The organism is Pseudomonas sp. efr-133-TYG-103a (genome assembly GCF_030209235.1).
Classification (GTDB): Bacteria; Pseudomonadota; Gammaproteobacteria; order Pseudomonadales; family Pseudomonadaceae; genus Aquipseudomonas.
Genome location: NZ_JARVSK010000017.1, coordinates 12,321 through 33,597 on the forward strand (window position 1 = coordinate 12,321; position 21,277 = coordinate 33,597).

At 63.6% G+C, this 21,277-nt stretch carries 18 protein-coding genes; 10 read left to right on the forward strand and 8 right to left on the reverse strand.

The genetic code is table 11. The features are described from left to right. From QRN36_RS15285 to QRN36_RS15295, 3 genes are read left to right on the forward strand one after another with little or no spacing between them, the layout of a single operon-like run. Entirely contained in the window at positions 1 to 876 is an 876-nt protein-coding gene (locus tag QRN36_RS15285) for a carbohydrate ABC transporter permease (protein ID WP_218147167.1), read from the forward strand. 36 nt (positions 877 to 912) lie between these two features. Continuing rightward, the gene (locus QRN36_RS15290) at positions 913 to 1,893 is read left to right on the forward strand and encodes a sugar-binding transcriptional regulator (RefSeq protein WP_285424829.1); all 981 of its coding nucleotides are present in this window, start codon (positions 913 to 915) and stop codon (positions 1,891 to 1,893) included. A gap of 11 nt (positions 1,894 to 1,904) precedes the next feature. After that, complete coding sequence (locus QRN36_RS15295) at positions 1,905 to 2,624, forward strand: SDR family oxidoreductase (protein WP_285424830.1); 720 nt, start codon at positions 1,905 to 1,907, stop codon at positions 2,622 to 2,624. Here QRN36_RS15295 and QRN36_RS15300 read toward each other — a convergent pair. Next, positions 2,611 to 4,131 carry an FGGY-family carbohydrate kinase gene (locus QRN36_RS15300; RefSeq protein ID WP_285424831.1) on the reverse strand — a complete coding sequence of 507 codons (1,521 nt, stop codon included), beginning with the start codon at positions 4,129 to 4,131 and terminating at the stop codon, positions 2,611 to 2,613. The genes QRN36_RS15295 and QRN36_RS15300 overlap by 14 nt on opposite strands. 206 nt (positions 4,132 to 4,337) lie before the next feature. On the opposite strand from QRN36_RS15300, the gene QRN36_RS15305 reads away from it, so the two are divergent. Together QRN36_RS15305 and sodC are read left to right on the forward strand one after the other, a co-directional pair. Beyond that, on the forward strand, positions 4,338 to 4,751 hold the full coding sequence (locus tag QRN36_RS15305) for a PaaI family thioesterase (protein ID WP_285424832.1): 414 nt from the start codon (positions 4,338 to 4,340) through the stop codon (positions 4,749 to 4,751). Positions 4,752 to 4,868: 117 nt separating this feature from the next. Further along, positions 4,869 to 5,387 carry a superoxide dismutase [Cu-Zn] SodC gene (gene sodC, locus QRN36_RS15310; protein WP_285424833.1) on the forward strand — a complete coding sequence of 173 codons (519 nt, stop codon included), beginning with the start codon at positions 4,869 to 4,871 and terminating at the stop codon, positions 5,385 to 5,387. 60 nt (positions 5,388 to 5,447) lie between these two features. On the opposite strand, the gene QRN36_RS15315 is transcribed toward sodC, so the two are convergent. From QRN36_RS15315 to QRN36_RS15340, 6 genes are all read right to left on the reverse strand, one after another. Then, positions 5,448 to 7,898 carry a TonB-dependent receptor gene (locus QRN36_RS15315; protein WP_285424834.1) on the reverse strand — a complete coding sequence of 817 codons (2,451 nt, stop codon included), beginning with the start codon at positions 7,896 to 7,898 and terminating at the stop codon, positions 5,448 to 5,450. Between the two features lie 104 nt (positions 7,899 to 8,002). Continuing rightward, a complete protein-coding gene (locus QRN36_RS15320) occupies positions 8,003 to 8,965 on the reverse strand; it encodes a FecR domain-containing protein (RefSeq protein ID WP_285424835.1) in 963 nt (320 codons plus the stop codon). Then, positions 8,962 to 9,498 carry a sigma-70 family RNA polymerase sigma factor gene (locus tag QRN36_RS15325; RefSeq protein ID WP_285424836.1) on the reverse strand — a complete coding sequence of 179 codons (537 nt, stop codon included), beginning with the start codon at positions 9,496 to 9,498 and terminating at the stop codon, positions 8,962 to 8,964. Before QRN36_RS15325 ends, QRN36_RS15320 begins: the two co-directional genes overlap by 4 nt. A 287-nt stretch (positions 9,499 to 9,785) precedes the next feature. Beyond that, positions 9,786 to 10,472: a dienelactone hydrolase family protein gene (locus tag QRN36_RS15330; protein ID WP_285424966.1), complete on the reverse strand. Its 687-nt coding sequence runs from the start codon at positions 10,470 to 10,472 to the stop codon at positions 9,786 to 9,788. Between the two features lie 156 nt (positions 10,473 to 10,628). Then, positions 10,629 to 11,417 (reverse strand): SDR family oxidoreductase, encoded by a 789-nt coding sequence (locus QRN36_RS15335; protein ID WP_285424837.1) that lies wholly within the window; start codon positions 11,415 to 11,417, stop codon positions 10,629 to 10,631. Positions 11,418 to 11,512: 95 nt separating this feature from the next. After that, a complete protein-coding gene (locus tag QRN36_RS15340) occupies positions 11,513 to 12,040 on the reverse strand; it encodes a beta-carotene hydroxylase (RefSeq protein WP_285424967.1) in 528 nt (175 codons plus the stop codon). A 262-nt stretch (positions 12,041 to 12,302) separates the two neighbouring features. Here QRN36_RS15340 and ppnN point away from each other — a divergent pair, with 262 nt between their 5' ends. The 5 genes from ppnN to QRN36_RS15365 all read left to right on the forward strand — a co-directional run bounded on the left by ppnN (position 12,303) and on the right by QRN36_RS15365 (position 20,352). Continuing rightward, entirely contained in the window at positions 12,303 to 13,676 is a 1,374-nt protein-coding gene (ppnN, locus tag QRN36_RS15345; protein WP_093459011.1) for a nucleotide 5'-monophosphate nucleosidase PpnN, read from the forward strand. Positions 13,677 to 13,808: 132 nt separating this feature from the next. Continuing rightward, positions 13,809 to 14,402, forward strand: a complete 594-nt coding sequence (locus QRN36_RS15350) for a GNAT family N-acetyltransferase (protein WP_285424838.1) — start codon at positions 13,809 to 13,811, stop codon at positions 14,400 to 14,402. 82 nt (positions 14,403 to 14,484) lie between these two features. Next, complete coding sequence (locus tag QRN36_RS15355) at positions 14,485 to 19,245, forward strand: AvrE-family type 3 secretion system effector (protein WP_285424839.1); 4,761 nt, start codon at positions 14,485 to 14,487, stop codon at positions 19,243 to 19,245. A 61-nt stretch (positions 19,246 to 19,306) separates the two neighbouring features. Then, positions 19,307 to 19,738: a type III secretion system chaperone gene (locus tag QRN36_RS15360; protein ID WP_285424840.1), complete on the forward strand. Its 432-nt coding sequence runs from the start codon at positions 19,307 to 19,309 to the stop codon at positions 19,736 to 19,738. A 173-nt stretch (positions 19,739 to 19,911) separates the two neighbouring features. Beyond that, positions 19,912 to 20,352: a CBS domain-containing protein gene (locus QRN36_RS15365; RefSeq protein WP_285424841.1), complete on the forward strand. Its 441-nt coding sequence runs from the start codon at positions 19,912 to 19,914 to the stop codon at positions 20,350 to 20,352. Between the two features lie 61 nt (positions 20,353 to 20,413). On the opposite strand, the gene QRN36_RS27600 is transcribed toward QRN36_RS15365, so the two are convergent. Then, positions 20,414 to 21,259: a methyl-accepting chemotaxis protein gene (locus QRN36_RS27600; protein WP_373568758.1), complete on the reverse strand. Its 846-nt coding sequence runs from the start codon at positions 21,257 to 21,259 to the stop codon at positions 20,414 to 20,416. Between the last annotated feature and the right edge of the window lie 18 nt (positions 21,260 to 21,277).

Consider the following 21,277-nt stretch of genomic DNA (forward strand, 5'->3'; position numbering starts at 1 on the left):
ATGGCCACCGTTCCCGCTGCCAAAATTCCGCTCGCGGCGAGTGCGCCGAGCCACGTGCGACCCCGCATGAAGGTCAACGCCTGGCACCTGGTCGGGCTGCTGGCGATCTTCCTGTTCGCGGTGTTTCCGTTCTACTGGATGGTCGCCACCAGCCTCAAGACCCAGGCTGAGGCACTCGCTTCGCCGCCGATCTGGGCCTTCACGCCGCATCTGGATAACTACGTAAAAGTGTTGTTCGAGCGCGACGTGCTGCACAGCCTTGGTAATTCGCTGATCGTCGCGGTCTGCACCACCGTGCTTGCAGTGGGCCTCGGCACACCGGCCGCCTACGCGCTGGCGCGGTTCGAATTCAGGGGCAAGGAAGATCTGTGGTTCTGGTTCATCACCAACCGTATGCTCAGCCCGATCGTGGTCGCACTGCCGATCTTTCTCATGGCGCGCAATCTGGGTCTGATCGACACGCATCTGGTGCTGATCCTGATTTACCTCACCTTCAACCTGCCGATCGTGGTGTGGATCTGCACCGATCAGTTTCGCGGCGTGCCGAAGGATCTGGACGAGGCCGCGCGATTGTCCGGGGCGTCACGTTTCACCATTTTCTGGCGCATCGCCCTGCCCCTGGCGATGCCGGGCGTTGCGGTGTCAGCGATTTTCTCGTTCATCTTCTCCTGGAACGAACTGCTCTACGCGCTGGTGCTCACGCGCAATGTCGCACGCACCGCACCGGTCACGGCGACCAGCTTCATGAGCGGCTACGACTTGCCGTGGGGCGAGATCATGGCCACCGGTACGCTCATCGTGTTCCCGGTGATCATTTTCGCGTTGATGGTTTCCAGGCATCTGGTACAAGGTCTGACCATGGGCGCCGTGAAATAAGCGCCCCGCTTCCCAGGCCATGCCAAGGACACTGCCGTGCAGAATCGCTCTCCGGAATTGACCGCCGACACCGAAACGGTGAACGCGGAAGATCAACTGAACATTCGTATCGCCTGGTACTACTACGTCAACAACATGACCCAGCAACAGATCGCCGACCGCATGGGCATCACACGGGTGCGGGTGAACAAGGCGCTGGCGACCTGCCGTGAAACCGGCGTGGTGCAGATCCGTATCAATTCACCGCTGGCCTCATGCGTCGAACTTGAGGAGCGGATTCAGGAACGATTCGGCCTGCAGCGGGTGACGGTGGTGCCGTCGCCAGACGATCCGTCGAACATCTTCCGCGTGCTGGGCGTCGGGGTTGCACCGACGCTGGAGACGTACCTGGTTGACGGTTGCATCATCGCCGTCGGCTGGGGTCGCACGCTGCGGCAGGCCGTGCGCGAGCTGCAAGGTCGGTCGCTGCCGAACATGACGGTGCTGTCCTTGCTTGGCGGCCTGCATTACGGCTCGGCGAACAACACCGTCGAGATCGCCTCCAGCCTCGCCGGCCTGTTCGGCGGCTCCTATTACTACCTCGCCGCGCCGGTGTTCGCGCCTTCCGAGCAATACCGCAACATGATCCTCGAAGAGGCCTCGGTGCAGGACGTGCTGGGCAAGGCGCGCCAGGCTGACCTGGCGTTGCTCACCGTCGGGGATCTGAGCGAGCGCTCGCTGATGCTGGAGCTCGGACTGGTCAATCCTGAAGACGCCCGTTCACTGCGCGCGGCGGGTGCGGTGGGTGATCTGCTCGGGCGCTGGCTCGACCGTGACGGCATTGAGGTCAACCATCCGCTCAATCGGCGGGCCATCTCGCTGGACCTGGAAGACCTGCGCAAAGTGCGCAAGGTCGTGCTGGTGTCCGGAGGCCCCTACAAGGCCGAGATCATTCGTGCGGTGCTGCTGCGCAATGTCGTCCATGAGCTGGTGATCGATGAAAGCGCCGCCCGGCAACTGCTTGAACAGGACAACTGACCCGGAGCACCATGGCCATCCACGACTTCAGCGGCAAACGCATTCTGGTGACCGGCGCCGGCAAAGGCATCGGCCGTGAAACCGTGCAATGGCTCAGCCGCTGCGGCGCCGAGGTGATTGCACTGGGTCGCAACGCGGCGGACCTTGCCTATTGCGATCAGACCCTGGTGGTGGACCTGGCCGACGTCGCGGCGACCCGGGCCGCCGTGACCGGCGCGCTGCCCATCGATCTGCTGGTCAACTGTGCCGGCGTGGTCGAGCTTGAGTCGTTTCTCGAGACGTCCGTGCAGACGTTCGATCACCTGATGGCCGTGAACACGCGTGCGCCGATGGTGGTGGCGCAAGTGGTCGCGCGGGACTTGATCGGCCGTGGCGTGCCCGGCGCCATCGTCAACGTCTCGAGCCTCGCTGCCGCCGTGGGTACGCGTGATCATCTGGCGTACTGCGCCTCCAAGGCGGCGCTGGATGCGATGACCCGGGTGATGGCCGTAGAGCTGGGGCCCCATGGGATTCGGGTCAACAGCATCAATCCGGTGGTGACGCTCACGCCGATGGCCGACAAGGCCTGGAGCGATCCGGCCAAGGCGGCGTCGATGCTGTCGCGCATCCCGCTGGGCCGTTTCGTTCAACCCGGCGAGATCGCCGCGACCATCGCCTTCTTGCTCAGCGACGATGCCGGGATGATCAACGGCGTGACCTTGACGGTCGACGGCGGTTTCAGCGCCGGTTGAGCCTGGCCAGACGCGGATACAGATCGCGCAGCCGAGGATAGAGTTCGCTGTACAGCGCCAGCAGTTCCTGATGAAACCCGCGCAGCGCAGGATTGGGCAGAAACTGCTCGCCGTGCTGGGTCATCACCTGCGCCGCGCTGGCGAAGTCCGCGTACCAACCGGCGCCCACCGCGGCGGCAATCCCGGCGCCCAGGCTGGACGCTTCCTGGGTCGCGGCACGCAACACCGGTCGGTCCGTGATGTCGGCCATGATCTGGCACCACAGACGGCTTGCCGCGCCGCCGCCGATGGCGACAAACGTGTTCACCGGCTGGCCCGTGGCCTGAACCATCTGCCGGGTCGCCACGGCCTGTTCCAGCGCGATGCCTTCCAGCACTGCCCGATAGATCTGCGCCCGGCCGTGATCCGGCGACAGGCCCAACAGACACCCGCGTGCATCCTGATCCCAATAGGGGTTCATCACACCGTTCCAGTACGGCAACAGAATCAGTCCCTCACTCCCCGGCGCCACGCGCGACGCCTCGATTTCCAGCCGGATCAGGCTGTCCGGGTGCGCCACCACGTCGATTTCGAAGAACTGCTGGAGCAGGCTGTTGATCAGCAGCGTGCCCGAGCGCAGCGACGTTTCCAGCACGTAGCCCTGCCGATCGATGGCGCACAGGGTGCGAAAGGCTGCGTCGACCATCGGCGTCTCTGCGTACACGCCGGAAACGATGGCCGTGCCCAGATTCAGGTACGCCGTACCGGGGCTGACGACGCCGATCCCCAGGCCGCCGGCCTGCCCGTCACCGCCACCGGCCACCACCCTTGTGCCGACGGGCAGACCGGTCAGCGCCGCTGCCTGCGCAGTGACCTCACCCAGCACCGAGCCTGGCGCCGACGCCTTGGGAAAACACTCGCTGCTCAACGGCATCGGCAGCGCCTGAAGCACGTCGTCAGCCCACGCGTGCCGGTGAATGTCGAAGGCACCGAAGGGGTCGGCGCTGGCCCAACTGGTGACGAATTGCCCGGTGAGCTTGCGCACCAGCCAGGCATGGGGCTCGTACACGTGACGAATGCGGCTGAACAGCTCGGGTTCGGCATCGGCCATCCACGCCAGGCTGTAAATCGCCGGCGCCCAGTCATGGGGCTTGCCGGTGATCGCATGCAGCCGCTCATGGCCGACACGCTCGCAAAGTGCCGCGACTTCATCTTTGCGGCGCTCATCGAGCCAGAGAATCGCGGGCCGTAACAGCCTGTCGTCGGCATCGGTGACCGCCACGGTCTCGCGTTGATTGACCACCGAAACCGCTGAAATCACCTTGCCCTCGAGCATCGGCATCAAGGCGTTCAAGGCCTGCTGCATCGCCCGCCACCACACTTCGGGGTCCTGTTCATAGGCGTTCGGCGCAGGCCGCGACAGGCACAACGGCGCCCGCGCCTGCGCCACCAACAGCCCGCGCACGTCCCAGGCAATGGCCTTGCACGTGGTCGTACTCAGATCGATTCCGATCACCAGCTTCTGCATGTGCACCCCGCTCCCTCGCCCGCTGCCCCCGCGGATCGAAGGGCAAGACTAGCTGAGGAATGATCGTCATGTCGCCGCGACACCCATGATCGCCGGTTGACAGTCGCTGCAGTCCGGATGGCATCCTGCGAAGACCGAGCAATGCGCCGGATTGACAAGCGGGGCTGTGCTCGCCGAGTCTGTCGGACCCGTTGCAGGAGAGCACGATGGCGAGCAAAGAAGAAATCGCGGCGTTCATCGCCCGGGAGTTTCCGCAAACCCGGATTGTCGTGGACAAGGTCGGCGATCAGCGGGCCACGGTGTCGCAGACGGTGGGTGAAGCGGATCTGCGTCCCGGCGGCACGGTGTCCGGGCCGACCCTGATGGCCGTGGCGGATGTCGCGCTGTACGTGGCGGTGCTGGGCGTGATCGGCATCGTGCCGCTGACCGTCACCACCAGCCTGACGATCAATTTTCTGCGCAAGCCGCAGGCGGGTCGGCGGATCATTGCTGAATGCCAGTTGATGAAAGTCGGTAAAACCCTGGCCATCGGCGAGGTCTCGCTGTACTCCGAAGGCCTGCCGGACGCGGTCGCGCATGTCGTCGGCACCTACGCCATTCCGCCCCTGCACGTGCGCTGAAGCGCACCCGCCGCGAACCTCCGGCGCAGTGGGCACTCAAAACCCACGCAGCCTCCGAACGCTGCGGGCCGTCCAGCCTGGCTGGACACCGACACCCACACCTTCGATGGAACGCTTATGAAACGCTATCTCTGGCTCGGCCTTCTGGGCACACTTTCTCTGGGCGCGCAGGCGGCCACTCTCGATGTCCCGATCAATCTGGTGAGCGCTGACGGCGCGCCTCAGCCGATCGGTCAGATCACCATCAGTGAAACGGCGTACGGTCTGGAATTCACGCCGAAACTCACCTCGCTGCCTGCGGGCGTGCACGGTTTCCATGTTCACGAAAACGGCAGCTGCGACGCTGGCACCAAAGACGGCAAGAAAGGCGCGGCGCTGGCGGCAGGCGGGCATTTCGATCCGGCCAAGACCGGCAAGCATCTGGGCCCTTACGCCAACGGCCACCTGGGCGACCTGCCCGCTGTCTACGTCACGGCTGACGGCAATGCGACTTACCCGGTGCTCGCGCCGCGCCTGAAGAAGATCTCCGAGATCAAGGGCCACGCGCTGATGATCCACGCAGGCGGCGACAACCACTCCGACATGCCCATGCCTTTGGGCGGTGGCGGTGATCGGGTCGCCTGCGGCGTGATCTGATCCTTGTCGGTTGCACCAGACCGGTCATGCCCGCCAGGTACGACCGGTTTTTTTTTTGCGTCAGAACGTCCAGCGGGCGTTGACGACTGCGTTGCGCGGCTCGCCATAACTGCCGGAATTGAATGTGCCCAGACCGTCGTAATACTTCTTGTCGAACAGGTTGTTGACGTTCAGCCCCACGCTCAGGTGTTCGTCCACCTTGTAATTCGCCAACAGGCCCACCACGCCGTAGGGCCGCTGATGGGCCTTGGTGTTGAAGTCTTCGTTGACCGCGTAGATATCGCTCTGCCAGGTCATGTTGCCGCCCACCGTGAGTTTGCTCAGCTCGCCCGGCAACCGATAGGCGGTGCCCAGCTTGAACAGGTTCATCGGCTGGTTGGTTTCCACCCGGTTGTCGTCCTTGTCATGGGACTCGCGGTAGGTGTAGCCGCCAATGACGTTCCAGCCTGGCAGAATCTCACCGGAAATCTCGGTCTCGATGCCGCGCGTGGTGGTGCCACTGATGGCCCGGTAGATTTCCTGTGCGCCGCTGTCGTCCACCAGTTGCGGGGTGTTTTTCTGTTTCACTTCGAACAGCGCGACGCTGGCGTTGAGCGCGCCATCGAAGAATTCGCCTTTGAGGCCGATCTCGTAGTTATCGCCTTCGAGCGGCTCGAGCGATGTACCGCTGGCCGTTTTATAGAAGGTCTGCGGCAGGAAGATGTTGGTGTAACTGGCGTAGACCGAGTAAGTGTCGTTGAGGTCGTAGATCACACCGGCGTAGGGCGTCACGACACCGGTCTTTTTGGTGCGATCGCGAGCGGTGGCTTGGCCGGTGAAATCGTCGCTGCTGTCGTCGCGCTCGTTCCAGTTGCTGACCCGGGTACCCAGAATGATCGACAGCGAGTCGGTGGGTTTCAGACGCAGTGCGCCGTAAACGCCGTTCTGGCTCAGGCGCGTGAGGTTTTCCTCGATCTTGCGCAACTGCGGCTTGCCACCGGGGTTGCCGTCGTACTCGTAGATGTTGTCGACCGAAGGCGTGGCACGCTCGTAGGTCGGGTAGTTGAGGTGGGTGTAGGCCACGTTGCCGCCGAACACCAGCTCATGTTCACGCCCGCCCAGCTGGAACGGCCCGGTGACGTAGAGATCGGCATTGTCCTGGGTCTGATAGCTGTCCAGCCGGTTGACGAACATCGACACGCCTGCACCGGTTTCGAAATCCGGCGCGCCGGAACTGGCCGAGCCGACCACGCCATGGCGGTAAGCGTACTGATGACTGTACGCGGCCTTGAGGGTCCAGTCGTTGGCCAGCTTGTGCTCGAGCACCGTGCTGAAATTGTAGTGGGTGTTGTCCAGGTAACTCCACTTCGCGCCGGGGTTGAACGAGCGGGAGAAATGGGTCGCCGTACCATTGCTGTTGAACAGCGGAATGTGGCCAAAGCTGACGCCGTCCGAGTCGTTGTTCTGATAGTCCAGGCTGAACCGCAGCAGGGTGTCCTCGCTCAGGTCCACATCGACCGCGCCGTACATCACGCGTTTTTCCGTGCTGTACCAGTCGACAAACGAGCGAGACGTTTCGTAGGCGCTGACCAGTCGCCCGCGAATGTTGCCGCTGTTGGTCAAGGGCCCGGACACATCCGCCTCGGCGCGGTACTTGTCCCACGCACCCGCCTCACCGTACACATACCCCTGGAAATCTTCGGTCGGGCGTTTGCGCACCAGGTTCAGCGTGGCCGAAGGCGTGCCTGCGCCACTGAGCAATCCGGTGGCGCCACGCACCACTTCGACGCGGTCGTAGATCGCCATATCGGCCAGGGTGCTGGTGAACTGCTGGGATTCGTTGGCGGTCTGGGAAGGAATACCGTCGTATTCGAAGTTCTGGATCTGGAAGCCGCGGGAATAAAAGGTGTAGCGATCGCTGTCGCGATGGTTGCTGGACAGCCCCGGGGTGAACTTGACGACATCGTCCAGCGACGCCAGGTGGTGATCGGTCATGACCTGACGCGGGATAACGGTGACCGACTGCGGCGTCTCGCGCAGCGACAGACCCATTTTGGTCGCGGTGCTGGTCTGGCGAGGCGTGTAGGTACCGCTGTATTCGGTGGTCTCGTCGACGCCAGTGCTGACCACACTCGTGGCGCCCAACTGCATGACCGACGACGTGTCAGCGCGGTACAGCACGTAAACGCCCTGCGCGCCGGGCGCAGCGACCAGGCCCGAGCCCGCGAGCAGCGTGGCGAACCCCTGGTCGACGCTGTAGTTGCCGTTGAGCCCGGCGCTTTGCTTGCCATCGGTCAGCCCCGCCTGAAACGACAGCACGATGCCGGACTCGTTGGCGAAACGGCCGAGCACCGCACCCAAGGGCCCCGGCGCGATGACGTAGTTCTTCTGCACGCTGGCGGCCTGCGCATACGCCCCGCCGAGAAACACTGGTTCCAGCCAGGCCAGCGAAGCCCCGAGCAAAGCAAGTTTCAGCGTGTTTTGCGGCTTGAATGCACCCAGTGGGCCGTTCGGTTTGTTCGGGGTACGCATGCGCTCTCCTGAGGCCCCGGTCGGGGGCGTTGTAAGGGTTTCTCACAAGGAGTCGCGTGAGCAGGCGCAAATCGACAATGCCACTGCGAAAAAAACGAAAAAATTTACGCCGGGGCGTTTTCCGCAATCAGACGCGTCCAGAACCCGGTGTAGCGCTCGGCCTTCACCGGCAGCGAACGGGTCACCGCGGACAGCGCCAGGTCGATGTTGTCCAGCGGAAAACTGCCGGATATCCGCAAGTGGGCCACGTCAGGCGCGCAGCCCAGATAGCCGCTGCGATACCGCTGCAACTCGCCGATCAAACGGTCCAGGCGCCAGCCGTCGATCACAAGTCGACCATTGATCCAGGCATCGGCGGAGGGGTCGAGCGGGCGCGAATCGAACAGCGCCAGCGTGTTGAAACTGACGGCCTGCCCGCTGTCGATGACGCGCTGCTCGCTGCCGGCCGCCTGCGGCCGGACCGCAACGGCGTGCTCGAATACGCTTAATTGAGTGAAGCCTTCCATTTGCCTGACGCTGAACCGGGTGCCCAGCGCCTGCATCGCGCCCTGTGCGCTGCGGACGATGAAGGGCCGAGCATCCTTGGCGGTCGACACGAAGATCTCCCCTTCCCGCACAACGATCAACCGCGTCTGAGCGGTGTAGGCGATGTCCACGGCGCTGGCGGTGTTGAGCACCAGGGTGCTGCCGTCGTCGAGTTGCCAGGTCAATCGCTCGCCGGTGCCTGTTCGCAGATCGGCAAGCAACACCGGCGCCTGACGATAGCCCGCCCAGCCCAGCGCGCCGATGCCTGCGCCCAGCATCAGGCTCTTGAGCAACGCCCGGCGCCCGGTGCCGGCCACGCTGCGTCCTGCTCGATCCAGCACTTGATAACCCAACGCGCCCTTGGCATTGCCCAACTGGCTCTGCAACAGCCCCACACGCTGCCACGCCCATTGATGCAGCGGATGCTCGTCGTGCCAGGCCTGCCACTGCCGTTGTAAGGTTGCGTCCCCTGGAGTTGCGCCCAGCCTGGCGAACCAGTGGGCAGCCAGACTCAGCGCCTCGTGTTCAGGGGACCGGCTCACTGTTCGTGCGCCAGCGCAAACAACAGGCAATGCTCGGTGGCGCGGGCGATGTATTTGGTGACCGAACTGACAGAAACGCCCATCTGCGCGGCGATCTCCTTGTAGCCCAACCCCTGCAATTGCGACAGCAGAAAAGCCTCTTTCACCCGAGGGCCAAGACCTTCGAGCATGGCGTCCAGGGCATGCAGGGTTTCCAGCAGGATCAATCGCTCTTCCGGGGAAATCGCGTAGCGCTCAGGCTGCTCGGCCAGCACCTGCAAGTAGGCTTGCTCCACGGACGTGCGACGGAAGCTGTCGACCATCACCCGCTTGGCGATGGTCACCAGAAAGTGACGCGGCTCGATCAGATCGCAAGCAACCGGCGCCTTGCGCTCGGCCACTAGCACGCGCATGAAGGTGTCCTGCGCCATGTCCGCCGCCTGATGCGAGCAGCCCAGACGGCCACGCAACCAGTTGACCAGCCAGCCGTGATGTGCACCGTACAACGCAGCGACGCCATGCGAGTCGTTGGAGCAAGAGAGAGGGACGGCCATGATGAGAATCGCGAACAAATGATAATGGTTCGCAATATAGTGTAATCGGATACATTCGGCAACGAACAGATCAGCGGTGCCTGCAGAACGGTGGGAGCGACCGGAGTGGCGCTCCTGTCACCTCCGACCAGTGTCCAGACGACACAAGCGCAGCGCCTGGGCAGCTATTTCGCGAACGCATTTCCGCCGACAGAAGCACGCGGCGACAGCGCACTCGACCCAATGTGGGCGCGAATCCGTTCGCGCAAAGCCGTCCCGTCGACGCAGATGCCGGAGAGCCCGATGGCTCAGCCCCAGAGGGTACGTCCGAAGAACGTCAGCGCTCGATCCCACGCCAGCTGCGCCCAGACTGGATCGTACTGGGTACCGGGAATACGACCGGGGCCCACGGCGGTTTCATTGGCGAAGGCATGATGCGCCAGGTAGCGATGGAACTCGATGTCCACCCCACCGTCGCTGAGTTTCTCCTCCAGTTTGTCGACGTTTTCCGCCGGGAAGAACTCATCCTGAGTGGCCCAATGCGCCTGAACCGGCACCTTGATGGCCTTGGGATCGAGGTATTCGAGCGGCGGCATGCCGTAGAACACGACGCCAGCGGTCAGTTCCGGAATGAAATTCAGCGCCAGCAGCGTCAGCGCGCCGCCCATGCAGAACCCGGTGACGCCGACGTTCTGCGAGTGCCCTTTCAGGTATTGCACCGCGCCCCGAATGTCCTGGCTTGCGGCATCGCCGAAGTCCAGATTGCTCATCAAGTGATGGGCCTCTTCCTCTTCGACGGTCATCTCGCCGCGGTACAGATCAGGCACCAGCGCCAGATAACCCGAGGCCGCGAGGCGATCGGCCACACCGCGGATCTGATCGTTCAGCCCCCACCACTCCTGAATCACCACCACCGCCGGGGCGCCCTGGGTTTTTGCCGGGCTGGCCAGGTAACCGCTGACCTCCTTCCCGTCCGGACGCTGGTAAGTGATCATCTTGCCTGCTGCCTGTGTCGTTGCCTGAGTCACGGTGCTCTCCCGAAAAGAATAATGGAATTTGTGCAGCGGCCGGAAAGCCGCTTGGGTGATCTGTTCTACTTCACTTGATGGAAGATGAAAAGCTCACTCCGGACAATTTCATGATGACCGCCATCAAAACGTGCCCGGATACCCGCCACCGTCCAGTAACAGGTTCTGGCCGGTCATGAAGCCGGCGTGGGCGCTGCAAAGAAACGCGCAAAACGCCCCGAACTCCTCTGCCGTGCCGAAGCGTTGAGCGGGCACGGCGCCCCGACGCTGTTCGAGCACCGCATCCACGCTGACGCCTTTTTTGTCAGCGGCCAGGCTGATGTTTTTCTGCAGCCGCTCGGTGTCGAAAGGCCCCGGCAGCAGATTGTTGATGGTCACGTTGTTGCCGGCCAGTTGGGGCTGCCGCGCAAGCCCCGCGATGAAACCGGTCAGGCCACTGCGCGCACCGTTGGACAGCCCCAGCGTGTCGATGGGCGCCTTCACCGCGCCGGAGGTGATGTTGATCACCCGGCCAAACCCGCGCGAGGCCATGCCGTCGACGCAGGCCTTGATCAGTTCGATGGGCGTGAGCATGTTGGCGTCCAGCGCCCTGATCCAGTCGTCGCGCTGCCAGTCACGGAAATCGCCGGGCGGCGGCCCGCCGGCATTGTTGACCAGTATGTCGACCTGCGGACACGCCGCCAGCACCTGCTCGCGAACTTGCGGCTGGCTGATATCGCCGGTGACCGTGCGCACCTCGATGCCCGGCGCCAGCCTCCGCAGTTCAGCAGCCGCGGCCTGCAGCGCCTCATCGCCGCGCGCATTGATCACCAGATTGACGCCCTCTCTGGCCAGCGCCTTGGCGCATCCCAGCCCCAGCCCTTTGCTCGCCGCGCACACGATGGCCCAACGGCCTGACAATCCAAGATCCATGAAAGACTCCCGTTCACTCGAAGTTGAAAGCACAGGGGTCAAACTTAGCATCTACGGGAACGGCCCCAGCAAGGCACCGGCGAAAAACCGCGGGATCAGCCGTTTTGCAGGTCTGACAGGATCGCTGCAGCGTGACGGTCCTGGCCGGCGGTCTGCTGCTCGGCATCGCGCATCGCGCGCAATTGCTTCTTGAGGGTGTGCATCGAGGGGGCGTAGAGAAAGCCGAACGACACGCTGTTGCGACGGCCTTTGATCGCGTGATGCATGAGGTGGGCGTGATAGAGCCGCTTGAGGTAGCGGTTGCGCGGGCGTGGACGAACGGGCCAGTGACGGTGCATGACGCCGTCATGAAACAGCACGTAAATCACACCGAAGGCCGCCACGCCCGCCCCCACCCATTGCAGGGGATCGTGGCCGCTATTGCCGAGGACGATCAGGCCGACCGCAACCAGTCCAAGCACCAGCAGGTAGATATCGTTGGTCTCGAAGGCGCCCAGATGCGCTTCATGGTGGGAGCGATGCAGACACCAGCCCCAGCCGTGCATGACGTACTTGTGCGCAAGAAAACCCACACCTTCCATGGCAATCAGGGTGCAGAGAAATACCGTGAAGTTGAAAATCATAGGGTCGCGGGGCCGGCGGGTCGGGTCGTCGACGTGCAGCATACCGGGGCGCGCCGCAAAATCAAAAGCGGCCGACCAAACGGGCCACGTCTGCCAGGCATCGGGCGCAGCACAGCTGCCCGGACGAAGATTTCTCTCAGGACGTTTGCTTTCCTGACCAACCGATGTAAAAAATGGCCCATGCGTGAACGTCCCTGGCGCTCACTGTACTAATGCCAGCGGCCGCTAACGGCCCGTCGGCATCGCTTTCAAGGAATTCAGAATGGCTCCAAGACAAGTAATCAATGCTTCGGTCAGCCCAAAAGGCAGCCTGGAGACTTTGTCGCAACGTGAAGTACAACAGCTCAGCGCCGCCGGTTCAGGCAGCACCTACAACCTTTTCCGCCAGTGCGCCCTGGCCATCCTCAACACTGGCGCCCACGTCGATAACGCAAAAACCATCCTGGAAGCCTATCAGGACTTCGAAGTGCGCATTCATCAGCAGGATCGCGGCGTGCGCCTGGAATTGCTGAACGCGCCGGCGGACGCCTTCGTCGACGGCGAAATGATCGCCAGCACCCGGGAGATGCTGTTCAGCGCCCTGCGCGACATCGTCTACACCGAGAGCGAACTGGACAGCCAGCGCATCGACCTGAGCAGCTCGCAAGGCATCACCGACTACGTCTTTCACTTGCTGCGCAACGCCCGCACCCTGCGCCCCGGCGTCGAACCGAAAATGGTCGTCTGCTGGGGCGGTCACTCGATCAATACCGAAGAATACAAATACACCAAGAAAGTCGGCCACGAACTGGGCCTGCGCAAGCTGGACATCTGCACCGGCTGCGGCCCGGGCGTGATGAAAGGCCCGATGAAAGGCGCCACCATTGCCCACGCCAAGCAGCGCATCACTGCCGGCCGCTATCTGGGCCTGACCGAGCCGGGCATCATCGCCGCCGAAGCGCCGAACCCGATCGTCAACGAACTGGTGATCCTGCCGGACATCGAGAAGCGTCTCGAAGCGTTCGTTCGCGTCGGCCACGGCATCATCATCTTCCCCGGCGGCGCGGGCACCGCCGAAGAGTTCCTGTATCTGCTGGGTATCCTGATGCACCCGGACAATCAGGGCCTGCCATTCCCGGTCATCCTCACCGGGCCCAAGAGCACCGCGCCGTATCTGGAGCAGCTGCACGCCTTTGTCAGCGCGACGCTGGGCGAAGCGGCCCACAAGCACTACACCATCATCATCGACGACCCAGCCGAAGTCGCGCGTCAGATGACCGAAGGCCTGACCGCCGTGCGCCAGTTCCGTCGCGAGCGTGCCGATGCCTTCCACTTCAACTGGCTGCTGAAGATCGAAGAAAGCTTCCAGCGCCCGTTCGACCCGACCCACGCCAACATGTCCGCCCTGCAACTGCGCCGCGGTCTGCCGCCGCACGAGCTGGCGGCCAACCTGCGTCGGGCGTTTTCCGGGATTGTCGCCGGCAACGTCAAGGACAAGGGCATCCGCCTGATCGAAGAACACGGCCCGTATGAAATCCACGGCGATGCCGAAATCATGCAGCCGCTGGACAAGCTGCTGCAGGCCTTCGTCGAGCAGCACCGGATGAAGCTGCCAGGCGGCGCGGCGTACGTGCCGTGTTACCGCGTGGTGTCGTAACGGCTGCTCCCTGAACAGGCGCGCGCCTGCCCGCGAGGACGGTCCATCAGCTGAAACAAAGGTGGCTGGTGGATTGCAATCGCGGGCAAGCGCGCCCCTACCGCTTCGCTTCCCACTGGACGATGGTGCTCCATGATTCACATTCGCCCCATGACCGCCGAGGACTTCGAGCGCTTCTGGCCGACTTTCCAGGCGGTGATCCAGGCGCAGGAAACCTACGCCTACGACCCCGACCTCACCCCTGAACAAGCCCTGCACCTGTGGCTGGAATATCCGCTGCACACGCTGATCGCCGAGGAAGATAGCGTGCTGCTCGGCAGCTATTACCTCAAGGCCAACGCTGCAGGCCCGGGCAGCCACGTGTGCAACTGCGGCTACATGGTCACCCCCGCCGCGCGCGGCCGGGGGGTGGCGCGCCTGATGTGCGAACACTCGCAACGCCTGGCACTGGACAGCGGCTTCAGCGCCATGCAGTTCAACTCGGTGGTTGCCACCAACGAGGTTGCCGTGGCGCTGTGGCAAAAGCTGGGTTTCGAGGTGGTCGGCCGCCTGCCCCGGGCTTATCGTCACGCAAAGCTCGGGCTGGTCGATTGCCTGGTGATGTACAAATGGCTCGCACCCATGCCCGAGTCGCGCAAGGCCAAGAGTCCGCTGCTGATCGGCCGCAAGAACATCGAGTCCGTGGTGTCTCGCCCTCGACGCAAGCCCTCCGACGGACCTGCCTGATCCGTTGCAGAAAATCGGGAACCACACGCCCACCTGACGCCACTCACCCTGCAAAGCACTCACTTGCAGGGATGGCGTCAGCATGGCTTTACCCCCGGTGTCCTCCGCTCGGACCTCGAACGTCAGCAGCACCTCAGTGAATCAGTCGGCCACGGAATCGGCCGGGCCGAGGCAGCGCAAAAACGTGCTGGCGCGCATGGCGAGTGCCAGCCGCTCGACGCTGCAGAAAACCCACAACTTCGCAGGCGGCCTGTTCAAGGCCAAACCCGGAGACGCCTCATCGATCCCCCGCAGCGCGTCCCCTGTCCCCACACCCACCTCGGCAGCGGCGGCAGGCAGCCTCGCACCTGCCGCGCCCTCAGGCGCGCCTGTGGCCAGTTCGTCGGAGGTTGCGCCCGAATCCCTTGAGATGACGCCTCGCCTGACCATGGCCCTGGAGAACCGCAAGCTGGTCTTCGGCGCCGCCGGCCAGAGCAATCGCACCGAGCAACTGCTCGAGGGCATTCTCAACAAACGCGACCAACGCTATCAGGGCCTCGCTCAGCTCAATCAAAGCCCGGAGCAAACCGAATACCTGCTGGTGGATGCCCAGGATCGACTGGTCCACGCCCATGCCAGCGACATTGCGCTCTCGCTGTTCAAAACCAGTGAGAACCGGGCCAACAACGCCTTCAGCGTGACCATGCCGGGCGACGCCCATCGCGCGCAGATCACCGGCGTGCACAAGGACCGGCAGAACACGGCCTGGCGGATTCACGAGGACAAGCTGTACCAACTGCGACAAGGTGAATGGCACGAAAACCCGAAAGGGGCAACGCTGAAAAGCCTGCACAACAGCGGCGACGGCAGCCTGTTCGGACTCAATGACGAGGGACGGGTGTTCGCCCTCGGTGATTTGAACAACGCGCTGAATTTCGCTCACACCGTGACGTCTCTCGGCCGTTCGCCGCAGGGACAGCTGATGGCCCTCAGCGAGGACACCCACGGCCGGCAGTTACTCGAGCTGCGCGACACATTCGGGCCGGGTCTGCACGACATGCATCACCTGATCGTGCCCACTGGCACGGGCAACGATGAGGCCATGAAGCCCAAATCGGTAGCCATCGCCGGGAACCGTGTGCTGGCGACCACCGCCTCCGGCACGTTGCTGCAGGCCGACATGCCGTCGATGGACGAGCGCCAGCAGACGATGTTCGTGGCCGGCGAACTCAGGCTCACGCCAGCGCCGCCGTCGCCTGCACTCCAGGCTGCCTTCGGCAACCACACCGTCAGTGATTTCTTCCACGACGAGAAAAACGTCCTGCACGCCAGGATCAAGGATCAGCAAGGGCTGGAGCACAGTGCGGCGTGGGACGACACGAAAGGCGACTTCGTCCCCGGCTGGAGCATGACGCCGCTGATCATGGATCGCCAGCGCGGCTTGCCGGCCCTGGCGCCTGCCGCCGACGCACAGATCCAGCTGCCGCGCGGCAAGATCGCCCGGCATGAGGGCAACCTGCTGGTGCAAGACCCGCGCACCCGGGAATGGAAGAAAACCACCGAGAAAGAAATCAAGGCACTGCAGGCCGGTCAGGATGGGTTCGCCTACCTGATCGACAAGGACGGCAAGCTCAAGCAGTTGAAAGTGGTGCCCCAGGCCGCCGCCCATGACATGGGCCGCGGGATCGATCTGGCCCTGCCGGGACGCGGCACCGAAGCCAAGGGCACGGTCATGCGCGGTGCCGAGCACCTGACGGCGGACAAACTCGCCGTGCAGAACGACCAGAATTTCATGACGCTGAGCGGCGGCGAGCTGCGCCTGCACGACCAGAATGGCGAACGCACGCTACTGCCGCAGCCACCCGGCGAGCGAGACATTCAGGCCATCAGCACCGGCGGCAAGCACTGGTTCGCCCTGCGCGACGGCGTGCTGTTCCAGCTGGACGGCGACCGCGCCAGTGCCCGAAAAATGCGGCCGGAGGGCGCCTGGCAAGCCGTCGCAGGGCCAGACACGACGCCGGCGGCGACCCTAGAGGATCTGCGGCCTCATCACGACGGACGCCTGCTGGCGAGCACCCCGCAGGGCGAGTTCGTCAAAACCGAGGATGGATGGGAAGCCGCTACACCTGCGCCTGAGACACACCACGTCCCTCACGCAGACTTCGATCGACTGGCCGCCGCGGAGCCGGAAACCGTTCGCAAAGGTGCGCGCAAGTTGACCGTCAACGTGATGGGCAGCAACAACGTCGAGAGCATGCAAGTCCGCCAGTACGCGCCTGCTTCCCTCACCCAGAACTACCTGACCTCGCATCTTTCCCTGACCGGCGCGGCCAAGGTGCCGGGCGACAGCCTCCAGCACGCCTGGAAAGGCCGCGAGGGCCTGGCGCCGATCTATGCGGAAGAAACCGCGTTGCTGCAAGACCTCAACGCCCGTGCCGCAGCCGCAACAGGCGCGCCAGCCCAGCCGATGGCCGAGCGCATCGACGCCCTGGCGCCGCGCCTGATGTCGCCCGAATCCAGCGAGCTCGCCGAGTTGTTTGGCTGGTTTCAAACCAGCGTCACGGACGACCTGCACCGCACCCTTCGCGAACTGGCCGAGGATCAGCAGGCCTTGCTGAAAAACGGCGAGATCAATCCGACGTTCCAGGGCAAGCCGCGGGAAAACGACATGATGGCGCAAGTGGCCAGCGTGTTGCGCCACAGCGGCATCGATGACGAGCAACCGTTGGGGCAATTGCTGACCTCGCTGGAGAACGCGCATTTCACGCTGGAGCGGCGCAACACCGAAACCGCTCTGGATAATTCTCGCAAGCGAGGCGACAGTCAGGCGCTGCTGCGCGCCCGCCTGGCGCTGGACGTCAAGGTGTTGAGTGAGATCAGCGCGGCGCTCGACGGTTTCGCCGACGAACTCAAGCGGCCAGGCGAGAACAATCTCGACACCCTCGCCACCGCGCTGGCCACGCTGCACAACGATGTCTACGAAGGCAGCTCGGTCAAGCGCTACACCGACGCCGGCTTTCGCGACCATGCTTCGCTGGAAGCCAGCTATGACGCCACCAAAAACCTGCTCAAACACCTGCGCAAGGAGAACCACCCGATCAAGCGCGGCGTGCTGCAAGGGCTGCAGTCCCCTGCCGGGCCCGACAACGCCGACATCACCAGGAAGCTGACTCAGGCGCTGCGCGATCTCGAGCCACGGGAAAGCCTCAAGCTGAACCGCAACTATGGTGGCGGCATCACCAGTGGCGTCTCCGGCCCGGCCGGCGCGGCCTTTCTCGGGTTGCGCGGCAACATCGACCCGGAGCGCACTTACGGCCTGACCTTCACCCGCTTCGACCGCGGATTGAAAGTGGCCCTGAGCCGGGAAGGCGCGATCAGCGGCACCGGCAGCTTCGGCTTTGGCGGCGGCAAGAGCGACACCGAGACCACGCCCGGTGACAGCCACGCCAATATTCAGTCCAACGCCGGCTGGTTCGCCGGCAGCCTAGACGGCAAATACAAGTACGCCAACAGCACGGCGCTGAGCTTCTTCGTTCGCGACGACGAACTCGAGGCGTTCATGGCCGACCTGATGCAGACGCCGCTCGCGAGCAGCAAGCGCGAGGTCCCGGGCAGCCTCAAGCCCATGGCGCTGATGGATCGCGGCGTTGAAAAGGAGGTGCGCACCACCGGTAAACACACGTTCGATCTCGATCTGGGCTTCAACATCGAATCGCGCACCAACAAAGGCCAGACCGACGCCGAGCCGGTCGCAGGCTTCATGCGCTTCGGTGCCGGCCTGCTCGGCAGCCTGTCATTGCTCAGCGCGGAGAAGGAAAGAACCACGGGGCGCGGCAGCGACGGGCTGAAAACCGACATCTACAGCAGCAACCGCGCGCGATTCCTCGAAAAGGGTTCGCTGACGGGCTACGCGCGGATGTTCAGCACGGTCTTTTCGTCGCGTCCCAACGACCTCTTCATCTCTGCCGGCGCGCCGCTGGGGGTCAGCGCGACGCTGGCGTTCGACAACAAGACCGGCAAGACCTACGACGTGCGCTTCAAGCAGGCTTTGCCGGTGCAGACCGCCGATGTGAAGGCCGTGAGCGAGGCGCTGGAAAAAGCCTTTCCGGCGCTGAGCAAGAACCCGGCCCCAGAGGGCAAGCGCCCTGAACAGGTCTTGCAGGACCTCAAGCAGAAATACCACACCGGCCTGACCGATGAGAACGACGCTCAATATGCCGCGCGCATGAGCCTGCGCCAGCTCGACCGGCAGAACACCGCCGCCAGCCAGGGCTCCAGCCTGATGACGTTGATGGACATGGTGGTCAAGCACAACAACGTCAACCGGGTCGATCAGGTGGCGCTGGCCAAACGCGGTATCGACAGCGTCAAGCGGATGCTGAGCCTGGACTGCAATGAAGGCAACGCCCAGCGCATTCACGAGATGATGAGCGCCGAGCCTCAGCTCAAAAGCCTGCTCGACGCGATGAAGGACACCAAAGGCACCACGCGCGCGGAGATCAAACTCGAGGTCCGCGACGACATCAAGCAGCTCATCGAAGAACGCGCCCTGAACGGAACGCTCAGCGACGACATGCTCAAAGGCCTGCTCAGCGACAAGAACAATCTGCGTATCAAAAGCATCGCGATCTTCAAGACTGCGGCCAAGGAAGACTCGTTCGGCACGCCGTTTCCATTCGTCAGCTACAAGAGCGGCAGCACCCTGAGCATCGAGCGCCTGATGGGCGAAGTCACCTTCGACTACGGCAAGCACCCCACCCAGCCGAAGAAAGCCACCGCAGACGGTGAGATCGCCGACCGTGGCGACCCCAGGCCCGCGCAGGAACTGGGTCAGACCGACAACGGCACCTTCAGGGCGCGCTGATGCATGACGGGCGCCGGCGATCGGCGCCCTTTCGACTTCAAATCCGGCAAGGACACTGCACATGACGACACCGAACCCACAGGCCGACGCCTTGATTCGCGCGCTGGGAAAACAACTGGGCACGGCCCTGCAACTGGACAACGGCGTCTGCGCCCTGTTCGACGACGGCCGCGAGGTGGTCATCATCGAGATCCCAGGCGCTGGCGACGTCGCGATCCTGCACTGCAAACTGGCGCTGCGACCTGATCCCGGGCTGTACGAGCGGCTGATGAGGCTCAACTTCGACAGCGGCGCAATGAGCGGCTGCTGGCTGGCGCTGGACGAGCAGCTGTCAGTGCGCCTGTGCACGCAGTTGCCCCTCAGGACGCTGGATGAAACGACCTTCGTGCAATGGGTGCAGGGCTTCGTCCTGCAGACGCGCGAGGTGCCCGGCCTGCTGCGCCCGCGCTCGGCGCCTGTTGGGCAAGCCGGCCTGGCGCGGCGAATCGGCTGAAGCGCAGTCCTGGAATCATGTGCCTGGCGCGAGAAACCGACGCCTTGGAAGAGCGCTGACGTTTTTGGCCCGCTGCATGGCGTTTTCAAACTTGCCGGAATGCGTTCTCTCTACGATTCTCTACACACGGCCAGACTGGGCCGTTTGACAAAAAACGCGCCGGAGAGGCCAGCATGAAGACCGTTGCCGAGTTACTGAAGCTCAAAGTCACGCACGAGGTCCACACCGTCCGTCCTGATCAGATGGTCATCGATGCGATCAAGTTGATGGCCGAGAAAAACATCGGCGCCGTCCCGGTGGTGCGCGATGGCAAAGTCGTGGGGATCGTCAGTGAGCGAGACTACGCGCGCAAGATGGAACTCAAGGGCCGCGCCTCGGTGGGCACGCCGATCAGCGACATCATGACCCACGATGTGGAAACCGTGGACTCGCACTACACGCTCGATCAATGCATGAGCATTATGACCGAACGCCGTTTGCGCCACTTGCCGGTGGTGGACGAGGGCCAGTTGACCGGCCTGCTGTCGATCGGTGACCTGGTCAAGGAGGCCATCGCCGAACAGGCCAGTCTGATCGAGACGATGCAGGAGTACATTCGCGGCGAAACTTACTGAATGAACGCCGGAGCCCAAAGGCTCCGGTGCCTGTTTCGCTGCTTCTGCCTCACGTCTGCGCTCAACGCACCTTGAAGCGGTCGATCATCGCCACCAGCCGTTCGTTGGACGCCACCAGCGCGTCCACGCTGGTGTCGGTCTGTTGGCCGCAGCCCACCAGTTCGCCCACCATGTGCCGAATCGCAATCATGTTCTGATTGATTTCTTCGGTGACCGCGCTCTGCTGCTCGGCCGCCGTGGCGATGTGGGCGCTGAGGTCATGGATGCGCAGCACCGAGCCGGCCATGCCGTCCAGCCCCTCGTTGACCCGCGAGGTGCGGTCGGCCGTTGACTGGCAACTGACCTTGGTCTTCTCCATCGCGCCGACGGCGGTGCTCACGCCCTGCTCCAGCCGCGACAGCATTTCGTTGATCTCCGAAGTGCTCTGCTGAGTGCGACCCGCCAGTGCCCGGACCTCATCGGCCACCACCGCGAAGCCACGGCCCTGCTCGCCTGCGCGTGCCGCCTCGATCGCGGCGTTGAGGGCCAATAGGTTGGTTTGCTGAGCGATTCCGCCGATCACGCCGAGCACGTCAGTGATGCGCTTGGCGTCGACCTGCATTTCCTGCACGTATTGGGTCGCGTCTTCAACCTCGGCCACCAGGGCCAGCACGCTGACCGAGGCCTGATCCACGACGTCCCGCGAGCGTTGTGCGGCGTCGTTTGCCGACTGGGTAAAGCTGGCCGTCTGCGTCGCGCTTTCTGCCACGCTGTCGGCGGTGGCGCTCATCTCATTGATCGCCGTCACCGCCTGATCGGTCTCGGAGGCATGACGATTAAGAATCTGGTTGATGTTGCGCGACTGCTCCTGCAATTGCGCCAGACCGGCGGAAATCTGCTCGGTGCCGCTGCGCACTTCGACGATCATCGTTTGCTGGAACGCGAT

Bases quoted from the DNA above. Each gene is read 5' to 3' on its own strand.
- QRN36_RS15285 (WP_218147167.1), top strand. From the start codon at position 1: ATGGCCACCGTTCCCGCTGCCAAAATTCCGCTCGCGGCGAGTGCGCCG.
- QRN36_RS15295 (WP_285424830.1), top strand. From the start codon at position 1,905: ATGGCCATCCACGACTTCAGCGGCAAACGCATTCTGGTGACCGGCGCC.
- QRN36_RS15300 (WP_285424831.1), bottom strand. From the start codon at position 4,131: ATGCAGAAGCTGGTGATCGGAATCGATCTGAGTACGACCACGTGCAAG.
- QRN36_RS15305 (WP_285424832.1), top strand. From the start codon at position 4,338: ATGGCGAGCAAAGAAGAAATCGCGGCGTTCATCGCCCGGGAGTTTCCG.
- sodC (WP_285424833.1), top strand. From the start codon at position 4,869: ATGAAACGCTATCTCTGGCTCGGCCTTCTGGGCACACTTTCTCTGGGC.
- QRN36_RS15315 (WP_285424834.1), bottom strand. From the start codon at position 7,898: ATGCGTACCCCGAACAAACCGAACGGCCCACTGGGTGCATTCAAGCCG.
- QRN36_RS15325 (WP_285424836.1), bottom strand. From the start codon at position 9,498: ATGGCCGTCCCTCTCTCTTGCTCCAACGACTCGCATGGCGTCGCTGCG.
- QRN36_RS15330 (WP_285424966.1), bottom strand. From the start codon at position 10,472: ATGATCACTTACCAGCGTCCGGACGGGAAGGAGGTCAGCGGTTACCTG.
- QRN36_RS15335 (WP_285424837.1), bottom strand. From the start codon at position 11,417: ATGGATCTTGGATTGTCAGGCCGTTGGGCCATCGTGTGCGCGGCGAGC.
- QRN36_RS15340 (WP_285424967.1), bottom strand. From the start codon at position 12,040: ATGATTTTCAACTTCACGGTATTTCTCTGCACCCTGATTGCCATGGAA.
- ppnN (WP_093459011.1), top strand. From the start codon at position 12,303: ATGGCTCCAAGACAAGTAATCAATGCTTCGGTCAGCCCAAAAGGCAGC.
- QRN36_RS15350 (WP_285424838.1), top strand. From the start codon at position 13,809: ATGATTCACATTCGCCCCATGACCGCCGAGGACTTCGAGCGCTTCTGG.
- QRN36_RS15355 (WP_285424839.1), top strand. From the start codon at position 14,485: ATGGCTTTACCCCCGGTGTCCTCCGCTCGGACCTCGAACGTCAGCAGC.
- QRN36_RS15360 (WP_285424840.1), top strand. From the start codon at position 19,307: ATGACGACACCGAACCCACAGGCCGACGCCTTGATTCGCGCGCTGGGA.
- QRN36_RS15365 (WP_285424841.1), top strand. From the start codon at position 19,912: ATGAAGACCGTTGCCGAGTTACTGAAGCTCAAAGTCACGCACGAGGTC.
- QRN36_RS27600 (WP_373568758.1), bottom strand. From the start codon at position 21,259: ATGATCGTCGAAGTGCGCAGCGGCACCGAGCAGATTTCCGCCGGTCTG.